Below are 17364 nucleotides of genomic sequence, written 5' to 3' on the forward strand. Positions count from 1 at the left end.
CGTAGCCAGGTACTCTATCCAGCTGAGCTACGAGCGCGCTGATGAAATGCATCATTGATCAAATAATCGAAGTAATGGCGCGCTCGGAAGGATTCGAACCTTCGACCGCCTGGTTCGTAGCCAGGTACTCTATCCAGCTGAGCTACGAGCGCACTGTTAAATCAATTTTCTGATATTGCCGTCAACATTAAAGTGGCGCGCTCGGAAGGATTCGAACCTTCGACCGCCTGGTTCGTAGCCAGGTACTCTATCCAGCTGAGCTACGAGCGCGCAATACTTCAATATTCACTGACACTGTGTTGTTCCAACTCACGAATCATCCGTGTTTATGGCGGTGAGGGAGGGATTCGAACCCTCGATACGGCTATAAACCGTATACTCCCTTAGCAGGGGAGCGCCTTCAGCCTCTCGGCCACCTCACCACAACACAACCATAAAGTGGCGCGCTCGGAAGGATTCGAACCTTCGACCGCCTGGTTCGTAGCCAGGTACTCTATCCAGCTGAGCTACGAGCGCGCAATACTTCATGAATCAAGCAAGACATGGCGGTGAGGGAGGGATTCGAACCCTCGATACGGCTATAAACCGTATACTCCCTTAGCAGGGGAGCGCCTTCAGCCTCTCGGCCACCTCACCGTCTTGCGGAGGCACATATTACGATTTACCAAAAATATGTCAAACATTTTCTTGGAAAAAACAGGAAAAAAACGCATCAAGCGTTGGCTATTTAATCAATGTGAAATAAATTGCCTCTTTTATCGCCAGCCGAGACATCGCTCACACTAAGTCATCAATCAATCGATTTGTGACTCGAATCATCAACACGATAAAAAGCAGGAAGATAGAGAGAATCATCGCCATCCGGTTGGAATAAAAAAGGCTGACAAAAAATTGATTGCCAGCCTTTCATCGAGGATTAATAGCTCGGTGTACCTGAGCTGTTATTCCCCCCTTTTTCTGCCTGAATACGCATGTATATTTCTTCACGGTGAACAGATACTTCTTTGGGAGCATTGACACCAATTCTCACTTGGTTGCCTTTCACACCGAGTACAGTTACTGTGACTTCATCACCTATCATGAGCGTTTCGCCTACGCGGCGAGTCAAAATTAGCATTCTTTGGCTCCTTGAGTCATCTCTGTTTTGCCTTAACTACATTATTATCTATTAAAAAACCTATAGGGGTAAACTGTCTCATACAAAATCAGCCCATAAAACGCTGTTTGGGCTCATGATCAACAAATGAACCGGAAATGACATAAGCTTCATGAATGACATTCGCTGCACTATCTATTTGTTCAGGCGCGATCACCAAACTATGAGATAAGTTATCAGAATAACCACTATCTATCAGAATATTGGCAGAACAAAGCAACTGATATGTTGAATCGATCAAATCATTCGCTTTCTTGCCGACAATCGTCAGTAAGCTAACTGGCTTACTATTACGGATTTTATCTTCAAACACCAGTCCCAACTTAGCACTAGCATCCTGTTTAATCAGTAAAGCTGTGAATTCTGCATCACCGATCACATTCCATACATCAATTCCTAACAAATGGCATTGTTTCAGAATGGAATCAACGTGATGAGGTTCGAAACTCAGCTTGATCATCTCTTTTTGGACCGCAATACCACATACATCATACGGTGAATTTTCCCCACGAATGAGGGTTCCTTCATTATGTTCAAATGTCGATAAAACCCGCAACGGAACCTGATGTTGCCACGCATATTGGACGCACGGCAAATGGAGCACTTTCGCGCCTTTCCGAGACATCTCTTCCATTGAGGGAAAATCGATAACATCGAGTTTTCGGGCATTTCCGACAATTCTGGGATCCGTGCTGTAAATGCCATCGACATCGGTAAATATCTGACATTCATCCGCTGCCAGCATTCCGGCAAGCGTCACTGCGGTCGTATCAGAACCGCCACGTCCCAGCGTCGTGATATCACCATTCTCACTCACGCCCTGAAAACCAGCAACAATCACGATCGTATCTTCATTCAATAACTGCTGAATTTTCGCTGTATCAGCTTGTAGAATCGTCGCATCGTTATGCTGATTTGTCGTCACAATACCAAGCTGGGAACCTGTGAATGAACGCGCTGAATACCCCATTTTATGCAGCGTCATTGCCAGTAGAGCCATCGATACTTGCTCTCCTGCGGATAAAATCACATCCAGTTCCCTAGCATTTGGAACCCGATCAACCTGATGGGCTAAATCTAATAATCGATTAGTTTCACCAGACATAGCCGACACCACGACCACCACCTGCTGACCACGTGCTTTCGCATCGATTACATGTTGTGCTACCGTATGGATTCTTTCAATCGAACCCATCGATGTCCCACCAAATTTTTGAACTATAAGGGGAGTTTTCACCAGTCGTCACCTTCCTAAGACAAAGTCTCTCTCAGAAATCAACCCAGACAGTCTGTTTGGGTATCATTCGGTACATGGCGATGTCATCTCAGATTCAAGAACATCACCGTAAAAAATGTGATAAAAACAAAACCAAGCGGCTTATCAGCTTAGTTTACAGACGCTAATTAAACCACTTGGTCAGGGATAAATAATTATTTTGAATCAATCTAAAGTTACATGTAACTTTAGATTACAGCTGGGATTCAATCCATGCTTCCGCAGATGCCAAAGCTTGAGGCAGTGCATTCACATCGCTACCGCCGGCCTGAGCCATATCCGGGCGCCCCCCTCCCTTACCGCCGACTTGCTGAGCAACCAGATTGACAAGCTCACCGGCTTTCACCTGACTGGTCAAATCTTTCGTTACCCCGGCAATGAGGCCGACTTTTCCGTCATTAACATTGCCCAACAGAATCACTCCGCTGCCCATCTGATTTTTCAACTCATCAACCATACCGCGAAGTGCTTTATTATCCGCACCTTGTAATTGAGCAACCAAGACTTTAACACCAGCAATCTCTTTCACTTGCTGAAGCAGATTTGAACTGGCCTGAGATGCCAGCTTATCTTTTATCTGCTGGATTTCTTTTTCCAACTGTCTTGCTTTCTGAGCCGCCTCAGCCAGCTTATTTTCATAAGTTGTTTGCTGCTCATCAATCAAATCCAGCGCAGCTTCACCGGTCACGGCTTCAATTCGACGAACCCCGGCAGCGATACCACTTTCGGAAATAATCTTAAATAACCCGATATCACCGGTACTGCTCGCATGGACACCGCCACACAATTCAGTCGAAAAATCGCCCATCGATAAGACACGGACGTTGGTATCGTACTTTTCACCAAATAAAGCCATCGCGCCTTTGGCTTTGGCTTCATCAAGCCCCATAATATTCGTTTCAACCGTATGGTTATGCCGGATATGTCGGTTTACCATCCGTTCAACTTCTTTCAGCTCTTCGGCAGTCATGGCCTCCATGTGAGAGAAGTCAAATCTCAGATTTTCTGCTCGAACCAATGAACCTTTCTGAGTCACGTGTTCACCCAAAACGCGGCGCAAGGCTTCATGCAACAAATGTGTCGCAGAATGGTTCAACGACGTTGCAGATCTTCTTTTGGCATCAACCTGAGCCTCAGCCGTTTCGCCTTGATTCAGAACCCCTTCAACCAATGAGCCATAATGAATGATTGCATTGCCCTGTTTTTGAGTGTCTACAACCTGAAACACACCACTATCGGTACGAATCACACCGGCATCGCCACACTGGCCACCTGATTCCGCATAAAATGGCGTTTCATCCAATACCAGCATTGCGAGATCACCGGATGAAAGTGTCTCAACCGATTCACCATGAACAAACAGAGCAACGATCTTGCCTTGTCCTTCCGTGCCTTCATAACCACAGAACTGGCTTGAAGCGTCAACTTTAATCATGGTGTTGTAATCCGTGCCGAACTGTCCGGCTTCACGCGCACGTTGACGTTGTGCTTCCATTGCCTGTTCAAATCCGGCTTCATCAATATTGAGACCATGTTCTCGCACAACATCATTGGTCAAATCCGCAGGGAAACCATAGGTGTCATAAAGTTTGAAGACGGTTTCTCCGTCGAGAACTTTTCCATCCAGATTTTCCAGCGCTTCATTCAGAATAGATATGCCGCGTTCCAGTGTTCGTCCGAAGTTTTCTTCTTCGATACGAAGCACTTTTTCAACCACCGCCTGCTGTTTTTTCAACTCTTTACCGGCACTGCCCATAATTTCGGCCAACGGACCAACCAATTTATGGAAGAATACGCCCTGAGCACCCAACTTATTACCGTGACGTACGGCACGACGAATGATGCGTCGCAGGACATAACCACGACCTTCGTTAGACGGCACCACTCCATCTACAATTAAGAATGAACAAGAGCGAATATGATCCGCAACTACGCGGAGCGACTGATTTGAAAGATCATCACATCCAATCACTTGCGCAGCTTCTTTAATCAGAGTCTGGAAGACGTCGATTTCATAATTCGAGTGCACACTTTGCATGATTGCTGAAATACGCTCAATCCCCATTCCTGTATCGACAGACGGTTTTGGCAGAGGTTCCATCGTGCCATCAGCATGACGGTTATACTGCATAAAAACGTTATTCCAGATTTCAATGAATCGGTCACCGTCTTCTTCCGGTGATCCCGGAGGACCGCCCCAAATGCTCTCACCATGATCATAAAAAATTTCAGAACACGGACCACAAGGGCCGGTATCACCCATTTGCCAGAAGTTATCTGACTCATAAGGCTTGCCACCCTCTTTATCACCAATACGGATAATCCGATCAGCAGGCAGACCGATCTGCTTGTGCCAGATATCGAACGCTTCATCATCTGTCTGATAAACGGTGACTAACAAACGCTCTTGAGGTAACTTGAGGACTTCAGTCAGAAACTCCCACGCATACTGGATGGCGTCTTGCTTAAAATAATCACCGAAACTGAAGTTACCCAGCATTTCAAAAAATGTATGGTGTCGCGCAGTAAAGCCGACATTTTCCAAATCATTATGCTTACCACCAGCCCGAACACAGCGTTGCGCGGTAACAGCTCGTGTATAATCGCGCTTTTCTAAACCAAGAAAACAGTCTTTAAACTGGTTCATCCCCGCATTCGTGAATAGCAGTGTTGGATCATTGGCAGGGACCAAAGATGAACTGTCTACGATTTGGTGTCCTTTTGTTTCAAAGAACGAGAGGAACGCCTGGCGAACCTCGTCAGTGCTCATGTACATGTGCTATTCCTGAAATATTCAAAGATTCAACTAAAATTTTGCGCCCTATTGTAAAGCATGGATAAGTGTTCGCCTAGTTTTGTTTTGAAGAGTAAATACAGATAAACAAAGTCGCTCATCGACTATAATAAGGCAGGTCAGCGAAGCTAATCTTTACGGAGTTTCCCAAGCATGGGGGAGCACATTATCTGTGGTTGGGATTCAATGCATATTGAATCTGTTCAAAATTGAACCCCCGATATTGCAAAAAACGGACTTGTTTCGCATACACCTTGGGATCTTTTTCCGGCTCTTCCAGGCTGATACCAAACTTTCTCTCTGCCGTTGATTTGGCTAATTCAAACCAATTCATATCCAATGCAGCCAACTGCTCAGCGATGATTGATTCATCGACTTGCTTTTGTTTCAACGATTGATAGATTCTCTGTTCACCGTGACCTTTGGCAATATGATGTCGAATCATGCCTTGCGTATAGCGCATATCATCCAAGTAGCCATACTGTTCACAAGCCTGTACAGCCTGATCGGCTTCATTGTCGTCAAAGCCTTTTGCCATCAACTTACGGTATAACTCAATACAGCCATGATCCCGGCGGCTTAATAGCTGGATCGCGGTTTCCAAACAGGTTCTCGAATGTGATTTATGCATCTGAAATCCCCTTTAAAAAAGCCCTGCATCTGCAGGGCTGTTTCACGATCTTATCGCTTATCGCGTCATCTGAGCACGTCGCGAATTAATTTTCTTCTTGCTGAAGTGCTGTCTCAACCCCTTCCTGATCGTCTTCAGGAATCGGGTCATTACTCAGCAACATTTCACGAATTTTATGATCAATGACTTTGGCAACTTCAGGGTTTTCACGCAGGTATTTACAAGCATTCGCTTTCCCCTGACCAATTTTATCCCCGTTATAGCTGTACCAAGCACCCGCTTTTTCAACCAGTTTATGCTTCACGCCTAAATCAACCAGCTCACCTTCACGGTTAAATCCTTGACCATACATAATTTGCGTATTTGCTTCTTTAAACGGTGCAGCAATTTTGTTTTTCACCACTTTGATACGCGTTTCATTACCAACCACCTCGTCGCCTTCTTTAATTGATCCGGTACGACGAATATCAAGCCGAACAGAAGCGTAGAATTTTAAGGCATTACCACCGGTTGTTGTTTCAGGGTTACCGAACATCACCCCAATTTTCATCCGGATTTGGTTGATAAAAATACACATACAGTTCGATTGCTTCAGATTTCCGGTCAACTTACGCATTGCCTGAGATAACATACGTGCCTGTAGCCCCATATGGCTATCACCCATCTCACCTTCAATCTCTGCTTTCGGTGTCAATGCTGCAACCGAGTCAACGACCATGACATCAATAGCACCGGAGCGCGCCAATGCATCACAAATTTCCAGCGCTTGTTCACCTGTATCTGGCTGAGAGACAAGCAGTTCATCAATATCAACCCCAAGCTTCTTCGCATAAACCGGATCCAATGCATGTTCAGCATCGATAAATGCACAGGTTTTACCTTCACGTTGTGCTGCAGCGATGACTTCCAGAGTCAGTGTGGTCTTCCCTGAAGATTCCGGGCCGTAGATTTCAACAATCCGTCCCATTGGTAAACCGCCGGCACCTAAAGCGATATCCAGTGAAAGAGACCCTGTAGAGATCGTTTCAACGTCCATGGTACGGTTATCACCAAGACGCATGATTGACCCTTTACCAAACTGCTTTTCAATTTGTCCCAGTGCCGCGGCCAGTGCTTTTTGTTTGTTCTCGTCCATTACGTTCTCCAGACAGTCACTTTCAGATATTAAGTCTATGGGTTGTTTCCCCAAAATATGTTGAATGATTATACTGTAAATTCATACAGTGTCCAGACCTGTCGATGAATTTTCCTAACAGGGTTGAATCCTTGGGATCATATCACTTTCAGGCCATGTTTTGATACGGTATGCCACTCATTCAACGCCATGAACAGCAAAGGTGAACAGATCAAACAATGGTTGCTTTCATGACTGTGAGACACGCTCATGGGTCAGATAATCATGAATCGTCTGCAAAGCATGGTAAACCGCTTGAGAGCGAACTTGCGTGCGACTTCCTGAAAAATGAACAGTTTCAACCTTCTCCCACCCCGAACGTGTTTGCCAGGCAAAACAAACGGTTCCCACGGGTTTCTCGATACTGCCACCACCGGGGCCGGCAATACCACTCACGGAGACCGCCAGCGATGCCTGAGAATGAAATAAAGCCCCTGCGGCCATTTCTAAAACCGTCTGCTCACTGACTGCCCCCCACTGTGACAGCGTTTCCTGTCGGACGCCCAGCATTTGCATTTTGGCTTCATTACTATAAGTAACAAACGCACGATCAAACCAAGCGGAGCTCCCGGCAATCTCTGTAATAGCAGTTGCAATACCGCCACCGGTACAGGATTCGGCCGTCACCAGAATACCCCCACATGCCAAAAGTAATTCTCCGATACGTTGACTTAAAGTTTCATGTAATTCCATCGATGTTCCCTCCGTGTTGCGATTGCTCAGTTTGCCTCAATTCGCACATCCTAAGCGCTCATCAAGTCAAATAAAAGCAGTTGCCCTGAAACCAGCCCACCGTCATCGGCAAACCGTATTTACGGTTATCGCACCCATAAAAAATGGCAGCCTTTGCTGCCATTGACAAACCAATCCGACAATTGGCTAGACGGGATATTGATGATATCCGAGTTGCTCAGAAATATTTTTGCCAGCCTGCTGAAGTAACCCGACATAATAAGACATCCGTTTCTCATCGAAACGAATGGTTGGAAACGAGATCGACAATCCAGCAATAATATTCCCAAATCGGTCATATACGGGAGCGGCAAGACAACGCAGACCGGATTCCTGCTCTTCATTATCTTCGGCAAAATGTCGTTCTCTGACATACGCCAGTTCCGCTAATAACTGATCAACATTCTCTAATGTTTTATCGGTATGCTTGACGAATTCGACCGGCTCAAGAACCTGACGGACAAAGGACTCATCTCGCTCAGACAGTAAAACTTTACCAATCGCGGTACTGTAGAGCGGATTCCGTCGCCCGATACGGGACTGCATCCTTAAGTTGTAGCCGGAATCGATTTTATGGATATAGATAATTGCACCGTCATCCAAAGCGCCCAAATGCACCGCTTCGTTGGTCTTTTCAGAGATACAGTGCATCTCTTTATCCGCAAGAGAAACAAGATCAACGTACTCAAGTGATTTTGCACCAAGTTCGAACAGTTTCAGGGTCAGAGAATATTTATCGGCCTCACCTTCCTGAGAGATATATCCTAGAGACTTCATCGTCTGCAAAAAGCGGTAGGTTGTCGCCTTAGACATCATTAATCGTTGAGATAATTCAGACACTCCGATTTCTTTTTGTTCGCCTAATGCCTGAAGAATACTAAATACTTTCAACACCGAAGAAACGGCTTCTGGCTGGGTAGATTTCTGCATGAATAATCTATTCCTACAAGTTTGTCTTTTTCTCATTATAACGAAGAGAAGTCAGAGAGCCAGTAATTTAAAAAAGCCATTTCAAAAATTTAGAACCAGAACCGGGCAAGCACAAAATAAATACATGAATCATATTTTATGAAAAAGCGTTTCAAAAAAAATTGCAAGCCGTGTTTTTTTTGTGTAATGTAAATCATACAAAACGTGAACGATCATGATTCATTCGCGCTGCATGTTACCACTAGAGGAAGCAGAATATGATTCTCGATTCATTTAACCTGCAAGGAAAGGTTGCAATTGTCACCGGATGTGACACAGGATTAGGTCAGGGAATGGCATTAGGTTTAGCAGGTGCTGGCTGTGATATTGTCGGAGTCAATATTGCTCACCCCACAGAAACCATTGAAAAGGTTCAAGCGCTCGGTCGCAAGTTCGTGGCGATTCAAGCCAACCTGATGATGCTGGACGATATTCCCAATATTATTGATCGTGCGATCACCGAGCTCGGTCGCATTGATATTCTAGTCAATAATGCGGGCATTATTCGCCGCAATGATGCTATCGAATTTTCAGAAAAAGACTGGGATGATGTCATGGACATCAATGTGAAATCCGTTTTCTTTATGTCTCAGGCAGTTGCCAAACAATTCATGGCGCAAGGCACCGGAGGCAAAATCATTAACATTGCTTCCATGCTTTCTTTTCAAGGTGGTATTCGTGTTCCTTCGTATACTGCATCAAAAAGTGGTGTGATGGGCATTACACGTCTCATGGCCAATGAATGGGCGCAACATCAGATTAATGTCAACGCGATTGCACCCGGTTATATGGCCACCAATAACACGGCTGCTCTTCGGGCTGATGAATCACGCAACCAAGAGATTGTCGAGCGGATTCCGGCAGCACGTTGGGGGCTTCCTGAAGATTTAGCCGGTCCTTGTGTGTTCTTGGCATCATCAGCATCAGACTACATCAATGGCTATACGATTGCCGTTGACGGTGGTTGGCTGGCTCGTTAATTCGGGCAAATAGAGAAAAACAATCCACCAAATCGGGAATCGAATCAGATTTCCGATTGATTGTCCTTCAGTCAAATTAAAGAGGGAAAACATGTTCATTTATAACCGAGAGGTTGCGCTGGAAGATCTTGGGAGTGGCGTATCACGGAAAATCCTCGCCTACAGCGATAACATTATGAGCGTTGAAGTTCACTTTGAAAAAGGTGCTGTTGGTCCGATGCACAACCACCCCCACGAACAACTCACTTATGTATTGTCCGGTGAATTTGAGTTTACGATTGGTGATGAAACCAAGATCGTCAAAGCGGGGGATGTTCTTTATAAAGAACCCAATGTTATGCACGGATGTGTCTGTCTCGAACCCGGTGTGTTACTCGATAATTTCACGCCGATGCGGCAAGATTTCCTCAAATCATAAATCTATATTGCGGTATTTGACCGCAGGAGCATAAACATGAAAATCGCATTAATGATGGAAAACAGTCAAGCGGCTAAAAACGCTGTGGTACTGAATGAGTTGACCCAAGTCGTCACACCACAAGGTGACTCAGTCTACAACGTGGGTATGAGTGACGAAAATGATCACCACCTCACCTATATTCACCTTGGCATCATGGCAAGCCTGCTTTTGAATTCAGAAGCCGTAGATTTTGTCGTCGCCGGATGTGGTACAGGTCAGGGGGCGATGATGTCACTCAACATTCATCCCGGTGTTGTGTGCGGGTACTGTCTGGAACCATCCGATGCATTTCTGTTCAACCAAATCAACAACGGTAATGCACTCTCATTGGCCTTTGCTAAAGGTTATGGCTGGGGAGCAGAACTAAACATTCGTTATATTTTTGAAAAAGCATTCACCACGGGCGAACGTGGACAGGGTTACCCGCTGGAACGTGCCGCGCCACAAAAACAAAATGCCGGGATCCTCAATCAGGTCAAATCAGCTGTCGTCAAAGATAACTATCTCGATACGTTAAAAGCGATTGATCAAGAACTGGTCAAAACAGCGGTGTCAGGACCTCGTTTTCAGGAATGTTTCTTCGACAATTGCAAGAAGCCCGACATTGCAGCATACGTGCGTGACTTGCTGAAATAGTTTCACTGATCTGATCTACCTACCTAACAAAGATTAAGAATCAGTTACTTGTCAGCCTGTTATAGGCTGACTTTTTTCTTGTGCCGACTCCCGAAATCAGACATGGCGTGTAAGTTTTGGTGATGTTTCGTGCCAAGCAACCAATAATCAGTCAAAGATCTTAATCACATAAAAATAAAACGTTATTTCATTTTTAATCAATAATAAATAAAATAGCCTTTTTACCCGGTTGTTATTCTCAGGAGCTTTTATGTTGCCAATAACTCAAGTCGCCATTATTGGTGAGTGTATGGTTGAATTGCGGCGAGCCAATCATCAGGTTGAACAAGGGTTTGGCGGGGATACACTCAACACCGCAATCTATCTGTCAAGATTAACTCACTCACAGGGGATCACCACCGCTTATGTGACAGGATTGGGAAGAGATCCATTCAGTCAAGATATGCTCAACGCATGGCAGCAGGAAGGTATTGATACCAATATGGTTGCTATTTCACCTGACAAGTTACCCGGCATTTATGCCATAGAAACCGCAGCAGATGGTGAACGCAGTTTTTACTATTGGCGTAATGACTCAGCAGCAAAATACTGGTTACGGCAACAGACACCAACCGAACTTGCAGCGCGCTTAGCGCAATATGGTTTAATTTACTTAAGTGGTATCAGTCTGGCAATTCTGCCCGTAGACTGTCGCGAAATTTTACTTGAGTCGCTTCGCCTCTGTCATCAAGATGGTATTGCCATTGCGTTTGATAATAATTATCGGCCGACCTTGTGGGAGAATGCCGCAGAAGCCCGACATTGGTATACCCAAGTATTATCCATAACCGATTATGCATTCCTGACCTTTGATGATGAAACCGCGCTTTGGGGCGATACACAAACGTCTCAGACACTTGCGCGAACTCAGGGGCTCGGGGTCAAAGAAATCGTCATCAAACAGGGAGGAGATGCCTGCATTGTGACTTGTGATACAGCTCAATGGTCAGTCGCACCAGCCCCCGTCAGACAGATTGTTGATACAACGGCTGCCGGTGACTCTTTCAGTGCCGGATATCTCGCCGCTCGTCTTCTAGGTAAATCCTGCGAGTTATCGGCTCAATCAGCCCACCGGCTTGCCGGGCTAGTCATTCAACATCGTGGTGCGATTATTCCCAAACAAAATATGCCTGAAATTGAGACGCCCGTTGATGTGGAAACAAGATAAACACAATTGATCGAATATTCAGTATCGGATAATGAGGAAAAAAGATGAAAACACTCGAACAACAGTTAGAAGCCATCGGCGTCATTCCGGTCATCGCGCTGGACGATGCCCAAAAGGCAGTCAAACTGGCACAGGTTCTCATTGAAAATGGCCTGCCTTGTGCTGAAGTCACGTTCAGGACCGCACAAGCAGCACAAGCGATTGCCAGTATGCGCGAAGCATATCCAGAGATATTAATCGGGGCAGGAACAGTGCTTACTCCCGCTCAGGTTGACGCAGCAATAGATGCGGGTGCAGATTTTATTGTCAGTCCGGGATTTAACCCAACAACCGTCAAATATTGTCAGCAACGACAAATCACCATCATTCCGGGTATCAACACGCCCAGTCTGGTTGAGCAAGCGATGGAAATGGGGTTGAAAACACTTAAGTTCTTCCCTGCCGAGCCATCAGGTGGTACCGCGATGCTCAAAGCGATGTCAGCGGTCTATCCGGTACGCTTTATGCCGACGGGAGGCATTAATCCTCAGAATATAAAAAGTTATCTGGGCATTCCAAGCGTACTGGCTTGCGGTGGCACATGGATGGTTCCCAATCAACTGATTGAGGAAGAAAAGTGGGATGAGCTGGCAGCTCTCGTCAAGGAAGTTGCGACCATCATTCGCTAAACCGGCAGTAACATAGCCATACGAACGGCTCTCGCAGAAATCATACCGGAGTAAATCAATCCGGTGTCTTTGGGTGAGAGCTTTTTCTTTAAGCGATGTTCGATAATAATTTTCGATCAAAAGTGATCATAAATTAAGTGGCCATAAATAGAGAGGCTACGATAGTATTTTTCTACGATAGACGGTTAACCAGCCCTGAGTCACCATGCGGTAGAAATAGATAACACCACGAATCCACCAATCTGCATACATCCCGAGCCAGACACCATAGATATTCATTTCCAGCGTGATCCCGAGAATATACCCCAGCATCATTCGTCCGCCCCACATACTGACAATCGCTACCCACATACAGAAAGTTACATCCTTCGCCCCTTTAAATGCAGCGGGTAAGACAAAAGAAGCGCCCCAAACAGGCGTCATCAGAGCATTGATCAACAACAGATTGGTCACAACGCCGACTACATCATCATCCGAGAGATAAAAACGGGCAACCGTCTCCGCCATTGGCACAATCAGTACCGCAAACAGCGTCAGTAATCCGGTTGCAAGCCAGAAGATCAACTTCATTTCTTGGTACGCCACATTCGGTTTATGTTGTCCCAAACGTTTACCAATTAACACTGTCGATGTCATTGCCAGTGTATTTCCCGGAATATTTAACAAGAGTAATACCGAGAAGGTCACAACATTACCTGCCATCGCGACCGTTCCCATCCCTGCAACCATGATCTGCGTGATCAGCTTCCCCAGATTAAACATCAACGACTCAATACTGGAAGGAATACCGATGGCCAGAATCTCCACCAGCGTTTCCCGCTGGAAAGGGCGGAAATATCGCTGTAACTGAATTTTTAAAGTTGTATTGCGGATCAGACAAATCACGATAAGCACAGCGCCGACCCAACGGGCGGCAATAATCCCGATACCAGAGCCAACCAACCCCAAACCGCTCCAGCTGCCGGGAAAAAGTTCATCAACCCCATAGATCAACGGATAACTGAATGCAACATTCAGCAGGTTCATCATGATATTACTCAACGCAGGCAAACGAGAGTTTCCGACGGCTCGCAACACCCCGCTGCCAGCCAATGTAATCGCTAAGGCCGGGTAACTGAAAACAATAAGCTGAAGATAAAGCTCGCTCAAATCAATCACCTGAACCGTTGCTCCATAGGCGACCACAGACAAAATCGGTGCCACCAAGTAATAGATGAGCAGTAAGGCGAACAGGCTCATCAAGACACTCAATGACATCACCTGACTCGCGCAGGCCTGTGCTTTTTCCCGATCCGAACGCCCAAAAGCTTGTGCGATCACCACCGAGCCACCCAGCGCAATCGCAGACAGCAATGAGATAACAACCCAAGTGATACTATCCGTAATACCAACCGCAGCCGTCTCTTGCGCACCAAGTCGGCTCACCAGAATCGTACTGATGATGCCCATCATGACCACACAAGTCAGTTCAATAAAAATCGGCCAGGCAAATGGCCAAATATCATGTTGGAATAATACGCGATGCCGCTGACGTAACCCAAAGCGCCTGCCGAGAGTCGTATTGATCACAGAGAAAGGTTTCATTCACTCAGCCGGTCCCGTTGACATCGCCATCTCAGGATAAGGCTGCTCATAAATGATATCGCGGTCGTACACCACTTTGATCTCTCCGGCAATACGCTGTTCACCGTGTAAATACCCACCAGTGGAAAATAATGGCGGGAGCTGCGCATAACACTGTTGGTATGCAGCTTCTATCGCCACTAAAGCATAAGGAAGCGGGTCATCGAGTCGCGCATTTTCCTGTTGAGGATGGGCAATAAACAATCCACTCTCCGCGTGATAATGGCGTGCCAATAAATTCTCCGCCACGACATCTGCCAAACGCAACACTTCAGGTTCGGGATGATATTGATTCAGCTCTAACAACGCAAAAATCAGATAAGCCGATGTACATGAGGTTGTTTGGGCGAGACGGATGGGAACCAGCGTTACGGGATCAAGCGCTCCTAATTTGAATCGCGCAAACATGCGACTCACCAGTTGGCATAATTCATGATCCCCCGTCAACAATGCAGCTTTCATCAACGGGAATAAATATGCAGGATCAGCGGGTTGTCGCGACAACGTAGTGCCTTTATCACCATAGTAGCCATCCCGGACAAAGGTATACCCTGTCATATCTTGTCCGCTATTCCACATCGGGATCATTTGGTTGTCTTGTTCATCCCAGGCATAGTGAAAATAAGCTTTTAGCCCGTCGGCTATCCACTCAAGCCATTGCCGGTCACCGACTTGCTCCGCACAAGCCATCATCGCCAGCGGATTATCCATGATTAACGGCCAACAGTCCCGAAACAGTACATTGGCTTCACGGGCGATCGCACCAAACTCAGGGCCAAACTGACGAGCCGCCCGATCTCCAAACCAAGAGTAAGTTAAACGGTCATCGTCCGGGACAGGTTCACGCTGTCGCGGAGAAGAAAACTGGTAAACCGGCATTCCCGTCTCTGGGTGACGTGCCAAAACAAACTGATGATATAAATGTTTCGCCCAGTTTAAAGCATCTTGATCACCGGTATAACGATAGTAATGGACAGCCGCATAGATCAAATCGGTTGACGCATTAACAAAGGTTAAACCAACTGTTTCCGGCAGTTGTGGCCATTGGCGCGGATCCACCACCGGCTCAGGGGAGTACTGTTGAAAGATATTTGCAAGAAACGGTTGTCCATACTCACCATGCCGGGTGAGATCCAGTTTTTGCCAATCGGTCACATGAGCAGCCCAGAATCCTCGCAGATAACACTCCGTCACCTCGGGGCGAATTTGGTGTAGCAGATCATAATAAGGAAAATGATGCTTCAGCTCATGCACCCGAGCTTTACTCTCCGGCCCTTCCGGATGACCTGAATTGAGATCAACAAACAGATGTCCGCCCCAGTAAAATAATCCACTGCGCTGATCAACATAATGTTCCAGAAAATAGGCCGTCGTCTCTTGTGCCTGACGCAAAAAAGCGCCGTCTCCTGTCACAATACTAATTGCCGTCAATCCACGCATCAGGTTTTGCTGGCTGGCAAAGTTACTCATGGCAACGCGCCGGCCATCCGGATAAGTCCAGCAAACCGGCTCCCCGGATGTCACACAAAGACCATCAGCCAACAGTGGAGAAATATCAGCATGCGCCAATTTTAGCGCCTGTCGATAAAAACGAGTCACGATAGCCAGCCGCGAGTACCGAGATGCAGACATGCAAACCCTCCAATGCAAAATAGATATAGCCCCGAGACCGGGGCTTTTATCGAATGGCCAGAAAAAGTAAAAAGCACGGTAATCAATCAGGTAAACAGAATGATGAGGTTAATCAGCAATCCGTTTTAACACTCGGTTGCCACGACGCAAAAAGTTTTTGGCAGCGCCTTCTACATCAGTCTGACCATAATCCAGTTGCTGCATTGACTCTGCAAATAACTCCAGCAATTGTGCATTATCCGTATAAGGCGTCGGAATAATGTGCTTCGGCAATTGCTGTGCTAAACGATAGCCTTGATAAGACAAGCTCTTATCATCAATCTGACCATCATCCTGTAAGGTTTTAAATCCAGCCAAACTGATCGGCATTCCTCGTGCCAACCCCATGGCTTTCACCCCAGCCGGCTCATTGAGCAAGAAATCAACTAACAAAGCAGCTTCTTTCGGGTGTTTGGTATTGCGCCCGATAGAAAACATCATCGAAGGTCTTGCCAACAATCCCGAGTCCGTCGCCCCATCGAGCATCGGATAGGGTCCAAGCTCCAGAGTCATTGGTGGCGCTAAATTAGCCGCATATTTACCAATCGCGGTATCCCACATATACAACCCGCCAAAACGACCATCGATCCACGGACGCATTTCGTACATGTTCCCTTTTCCGTAAGAAGCAAACTCTTTGGTTGACGGGAAAAGATGACTTTTTACCTGATCGACGTAAAGCTGGAAGAACTGTGCCATTTCTTCTTGGTTAAAATTGATCAGATTGGTGTCATGATTGATGATATCTTTGCCATACTTCTGGATAAAATAAGAGCGGTTCATGGCAAAAACATCACGCGCTTCAATCACCAACGGATAATAATCATCACCGAGCTTTTCTTTGAAAACCGGTCCGACTTTCATCAGTTCATCCCATGAGCGCGGATAACCGACGCCAGCTTTCATCCATATATTTCGATTATAAAAGAACACGCGGGAGGTCATACTGACCGGCAACCCATTCAGTTTACCGTCAATTGTCGTCAAACCGAGCGCACCGGGAAAATTAAATAAATGTAACGTCTCAGCTTGGGCATTCATGTCATAAAAACCCTGACCATCCCGGGAAAAAATCGGCATCCAGTTCCAGTTGGTCTGCATAACATCCGGTTCAGTATTGCCCGCAATTTGTGTAGTCAGACGGGACAAATGCCCATCCCAGCCGGTATATTCGCCTTTGACTTTAATATCAGGATATTTTTCCTGAAATTTTTCCAACGCTTGCAGTGTGGCTTGGTGACGGTTATTCCCCCCCCACCATGACATTCGCAGTTCTGTTTGAGCCTGTACAGCCACAGAAGCGGTTGTAATCACAGCAGAAATCAGTGTAGTCAGTACCTTTCTATTCATGGATTAGTCTCCAAATAAGTTTATTGTTGTTCTCCAA

15 protein-coding genes and 5 tRNA genes are annotated in these 17364 nt (G+C 46.1%); 5 read left to right on the forward strand and 15 right to left on the reverse strand.

The features are described 5' to 3' along the window. Window positions 1-75 precede the first annotated feature (75 nt). The 12 genes from VRK_RS11910 to kdgR all read right to left on the reverse strand — a co-directional run bounded on the left by VRK_RS11910 (window position 76) and on the right by kdgR (window position 8693). Window positions 76-152, reverse strand: a tRNA-Arg gene (locus VRK_RS11910). A gap of 41 nt (window positions 153-193) precedes the next feature. After that, window positions 194-270, reverse strand: a tRNA-Arg gene (locus VRK_RS11915). 59 nt (window positions 271-329) lie between these two features. Then, window positions 330-422: transfer RNA gene (locus VRK_RS11920), tRNA-Ser, on the reverse strand. Window positions 423-439: 17 nt separating this feature from the next. Next, window positions 440-516: transfer RNA gene (locus VRK_RS11925), tRNA-Arg, on the reverse strand. A gap of 27 nt (window positions 517-543) precedes the next feature. Beyond that, window positions 544-636, reverse strand: a tRNA-Ser gene (locus VRK_RS11930). Window positions 637-916: 280 nt separating this feature from the next. Further along, on the reverse strand, window positions 917-1117 hold the full coding sequence (gene csrA, locus VRK_RS11935; RefSeq protein ID WP_059121574.1) for a carbon storage regulator CsrA: 201 nt from the start codon (window positions 1115-1117) through the stop codon (window positions 917-919). Window positions 1118-1205: 88 nt separating this feature from the next. Further along, window positions 1206-2393, reverse strand: a complete 1188-nt coding sequence (locus VRK_RS11940; protein ID WP_059121575.1) for an aspartate kinase — start codon at window positions 2391-2393, stop codon at window positions 1206-1208. Window positions 2394-2625: 232 nt separating this feature from the next. Continuing rightward, window positions 2626-5208, reverse strand: a complete 2583-nt coding sequence (gene alaS / locus VRK_RS11945) for an alanine--tRNA ligase (protein WP_059121576.1) — start codon at window positions 5206-5208, stop codon at window positions 2626-2628. Between the two features lie 184 nt (window positions 5209-5392). Continuing rightward, window positions 5393-5857: a recombination regulator RecX gene (recX, locus tag VRK_RS11950; protein ID WP_059121577.1), complete on the reverse strand. Its 465-nt coding sequence runs from the start codon at window positions 5855-5857 to the stop codon at window positions 5393-5395. An 85-nt stretch (window positions 5858-5942) separates the two neighbouring features. Continuing rightward, window positions 5943-6992, reverse strand: a complete 1050-nt coding sequence (gene recA / locus VRK_RS11955; RefSeq protein WP_059121578.1) for a recombinase RecA — start codon at window positions 6990-6992, stop codon at window positions 5943-5945. A gap of 228 nt (window positions 6993-7220) precedes the next feature. Further along, window positions 7221-7724: a nicotinamide-nucleotide amidase gene (gene pncC, locus VRK_RS11960; protein ID WP_059121579.1), complete on the reverse strand. Its 504-nt coding sequence runs from the start codon at window positions 7722-7724 to the stop codon at window positions 7221-7223. A 186-nt stretch (window positions 7725-7910) separates the two neighbouring features. Further along, window positions 7911-8693, reverse strand: coding sequence for a DNA-binding transcriptional regulator KdgR (gene kdgR / locus VRK_RS11965; protein WP_059121580.1), 783 nt, complete (start codon window positions 8691-8693; stop codon window positions 7911-7913). A gap of 257 nt (window positions 8694-8950) precedes the next feature. Between kdgR and kduD the strand changes: the two genes are divergently transcribed. The 5 genes from kduD (at window position 8951) to VRK_RS11990 (ending at window position 12683) form a co-directional block, all read left to right on the forward strand. Further along, a complete protein-coding gene (gene kduD / locus VRK_RS11970) occupies window positions 8951-9712 on the forward strand; it encodes a 2-dehydro-3-deoxy-D-gluconate 5-dehydrogenase KduD (protein WP_059121581.1) in 762 nt (253 codons plus the stop codon). A 91-nt stretch (window positions 9713-9803) separates the two neighbouring features. Beyond that, window positions 9804-10130, forward strand: a complete 327-nt coding sequence (locus VRK_RS11975) for a cupin domain-containing protein (RefSeq protein ID WP_059121582.1) — start codon at window positions 9804-9806, stop codon at window positions 10128-10130. A 36-nt stretch (window positions 10131-10166) separates the two neighbouring features. Further along, complete coding sequence (locus VRK_RS11980; RefSeq protein WP_038183105.1) at window positions 10167-10808, forward strand: RpiB/LacA/LacB family sugar-phosphate isomerase; 642 nt, start codon at window positions 10167-10169, stop codon at window positions 10806-10808. Between the two features lie 250 nt (window positions 10809-11058). Then, entirely contained in the window at window positions 11059-12015 is a 957-nt protein-coding gene (locus VRK_RS11985; RefSeq protein WP_157371904.1) for a 2-dehydro-3-deoxygluconokinase, read from the forward strand. A 44-nt stretch (window positions 12016-12059) separates the two neighbouring features. Beyond that, window positions 12060-12683: a bifunctional 4-hydroxy-2-oxoglutarate aldolase/2-dehydro-3-deoxy-phosphogluconate aldolase gene (locus VRK_RS11990; RefSeq protein WP_059121583.1), complete on the forward strand. Its 624-nt coding sequence runs from the start codon at window positions 12060-12062 to the stop codon at window positions 12681-12683. A gap of 156 nt (window positions 12684-12839) precedes the next feature. Here VRK_RS11990 and VRK_RS11995 read toward each other — a convergent pair whose 3' ends face one another. The 3 genes from VRK_RS11995 to VRK_RS12005 form a co-directional block, all read right to left on the reverse strand. Further along, window positions 12840-14267: an EmmdR/YeeO family multidrug/toxin efflux MATE transporter gene (locus VRK_RS11995; protein WP_082671373.1), complete on the reverse strand. Its 1428-nt coding sequence runs from the start codon at window positions 14265-14267 to the stop codon at window positions 12840-12842. Then, window positions 14268-15938 carry a pectate lyase gene (locus VRK_RS12000; protein WP_059121584.1) on the reverse strand — a complete coding sequence of 557 codons (1671 nt, stop codon included), beginning with the start codon at window positions 15936-15938 and terminating at the stop codon, window positions 14268-14270. It abuts the gene before it with no gap. A 108-nt stretch (window positions 15939-16046) separates the two neighbouring features. Next, window positions 16047-17327: an ABC transporter substrate-binding protein gene (locus VRK_RS12005; RefSeq protein WP_059121585.1), complete on the reverse strand. Its 1281-nt coding sequence runs from the start codon at window positions 17325-17327 to the stop codon at window positions 16047-16049. Between the last annotated feature and the right edge of the window lie 37 nt (window positions 17328-17364).

The sequence above is a fragment of the Vibrio sp. MEBiC08052 genome (assembly GCF_001506075.1).
Lineage (GTDB): Bacteria > Pseudomonadota > Gammaproteobacteria > Enterobacterales > Vibrionaceae > Vibrio.

What these genes read in the sequence shown, in the direction of transcription:
- pncC (WP_059121579.1), bottom strand. Translation starts at nt 7,724, where the DNA reads ATGGAATTACATGAAACTTTAAGTCAACGTATCGGAGAATTACTTTTG.
- csrA (WP_059121574.1), bottom strand. Translation starts at nt 1,117, where the DNA reads ATGCTAATTTTGACTCGCCGCGTAGGCGAAACGCTCATGATAGGTGAT.
- VRK_RS12000 (WP_059121584.1), bottom strand. Translation starts at nt 15,938, where the DNA reads ATGTCTGCATCTCGGTACTCGCGGCTGGCTATCGTGACTCGTTTTTAT.
- VRK_RS11975 (WP_059121582.1), top strand. Translation starts at nt 9,804, where the DNA reads ATGTTCATTTATAACCGAGAGGTTGCGCTGGAAGATCTTGGGAGTGGC.
- kduD (WP_059121581.1), top strand. Translation starts at nt 8,951, where the DNA reads ATGATTCTCGATTCATTTAACCTGCAAGGAAAGGTTGCAATTGTCACC.
- recA (WP_059121578.1), bottom strand. Translation starts at nt 6,992, where the DNA reads ATGGACGAGAACAAACAAAAAGCACTGGCCGCGGCACTGGGACAAATT.
- VRK_RS11995 (WP_082671373.1), bottom strand. Translation starts at nt 14,267, where the DNA reads ATGAAACCTTTCTCTGTGATCAATACGACTCTCGGCAGGCGCTTTGGG.
- VRK_RS11985 (WP_157371904.1), top strand. Translation starts at nt 11,059, where the DNA reads ATGTTGCCAATAACTCAAGTCGCCATTATTGGTGAGTGTATGGTTGAA.
- VRK_RS11980 (WP_038183105.1), top strand. Translation starts at nt 10,167, where the DNA reads ATGAAAATCGCATTAATGATGGAAAACAGTCAAGCGGCTAAAAACGCT.
- recX (WP_059121577.1), bottom strand. Translation starts at nt 5,857, where the DNA reads ATGCATAAATCACATTCGAGAACCTGTTTGGAAACCGCGATCCAGCTA.
- alaS (WP_059121576.1), bottom strand. Translation starts at nt 5,208, where the DNA reads ATGTACATGAGCACTGACGAGGTTCGCCAGGCGTTCCTCTCGTTCTTT.
- VRK_RS11990 (WP_059121583.1), top strand. Translation starts at nt 12,060, where the DNA reads ATGAAAACACTCGAACAACAGTTAGAAGCCATCGGCGTCATTCCGGTC.
- VRK_RS12005 (WP_059121585.1), bottom strand. Translation starts at nt 17,327, where the DNA reads ATGAATAGAAAGGTACTGACTACACTGATTTCTGCTGTGATTACAACC.
- kdgR (WP_059121580.1), bottom strand. Translation starts at nt 8,693, where the DNA reads ATGCAGAAATCTACCCAGCCAGAAGCCGTTTCTTCGGTGTTGAAAGTA.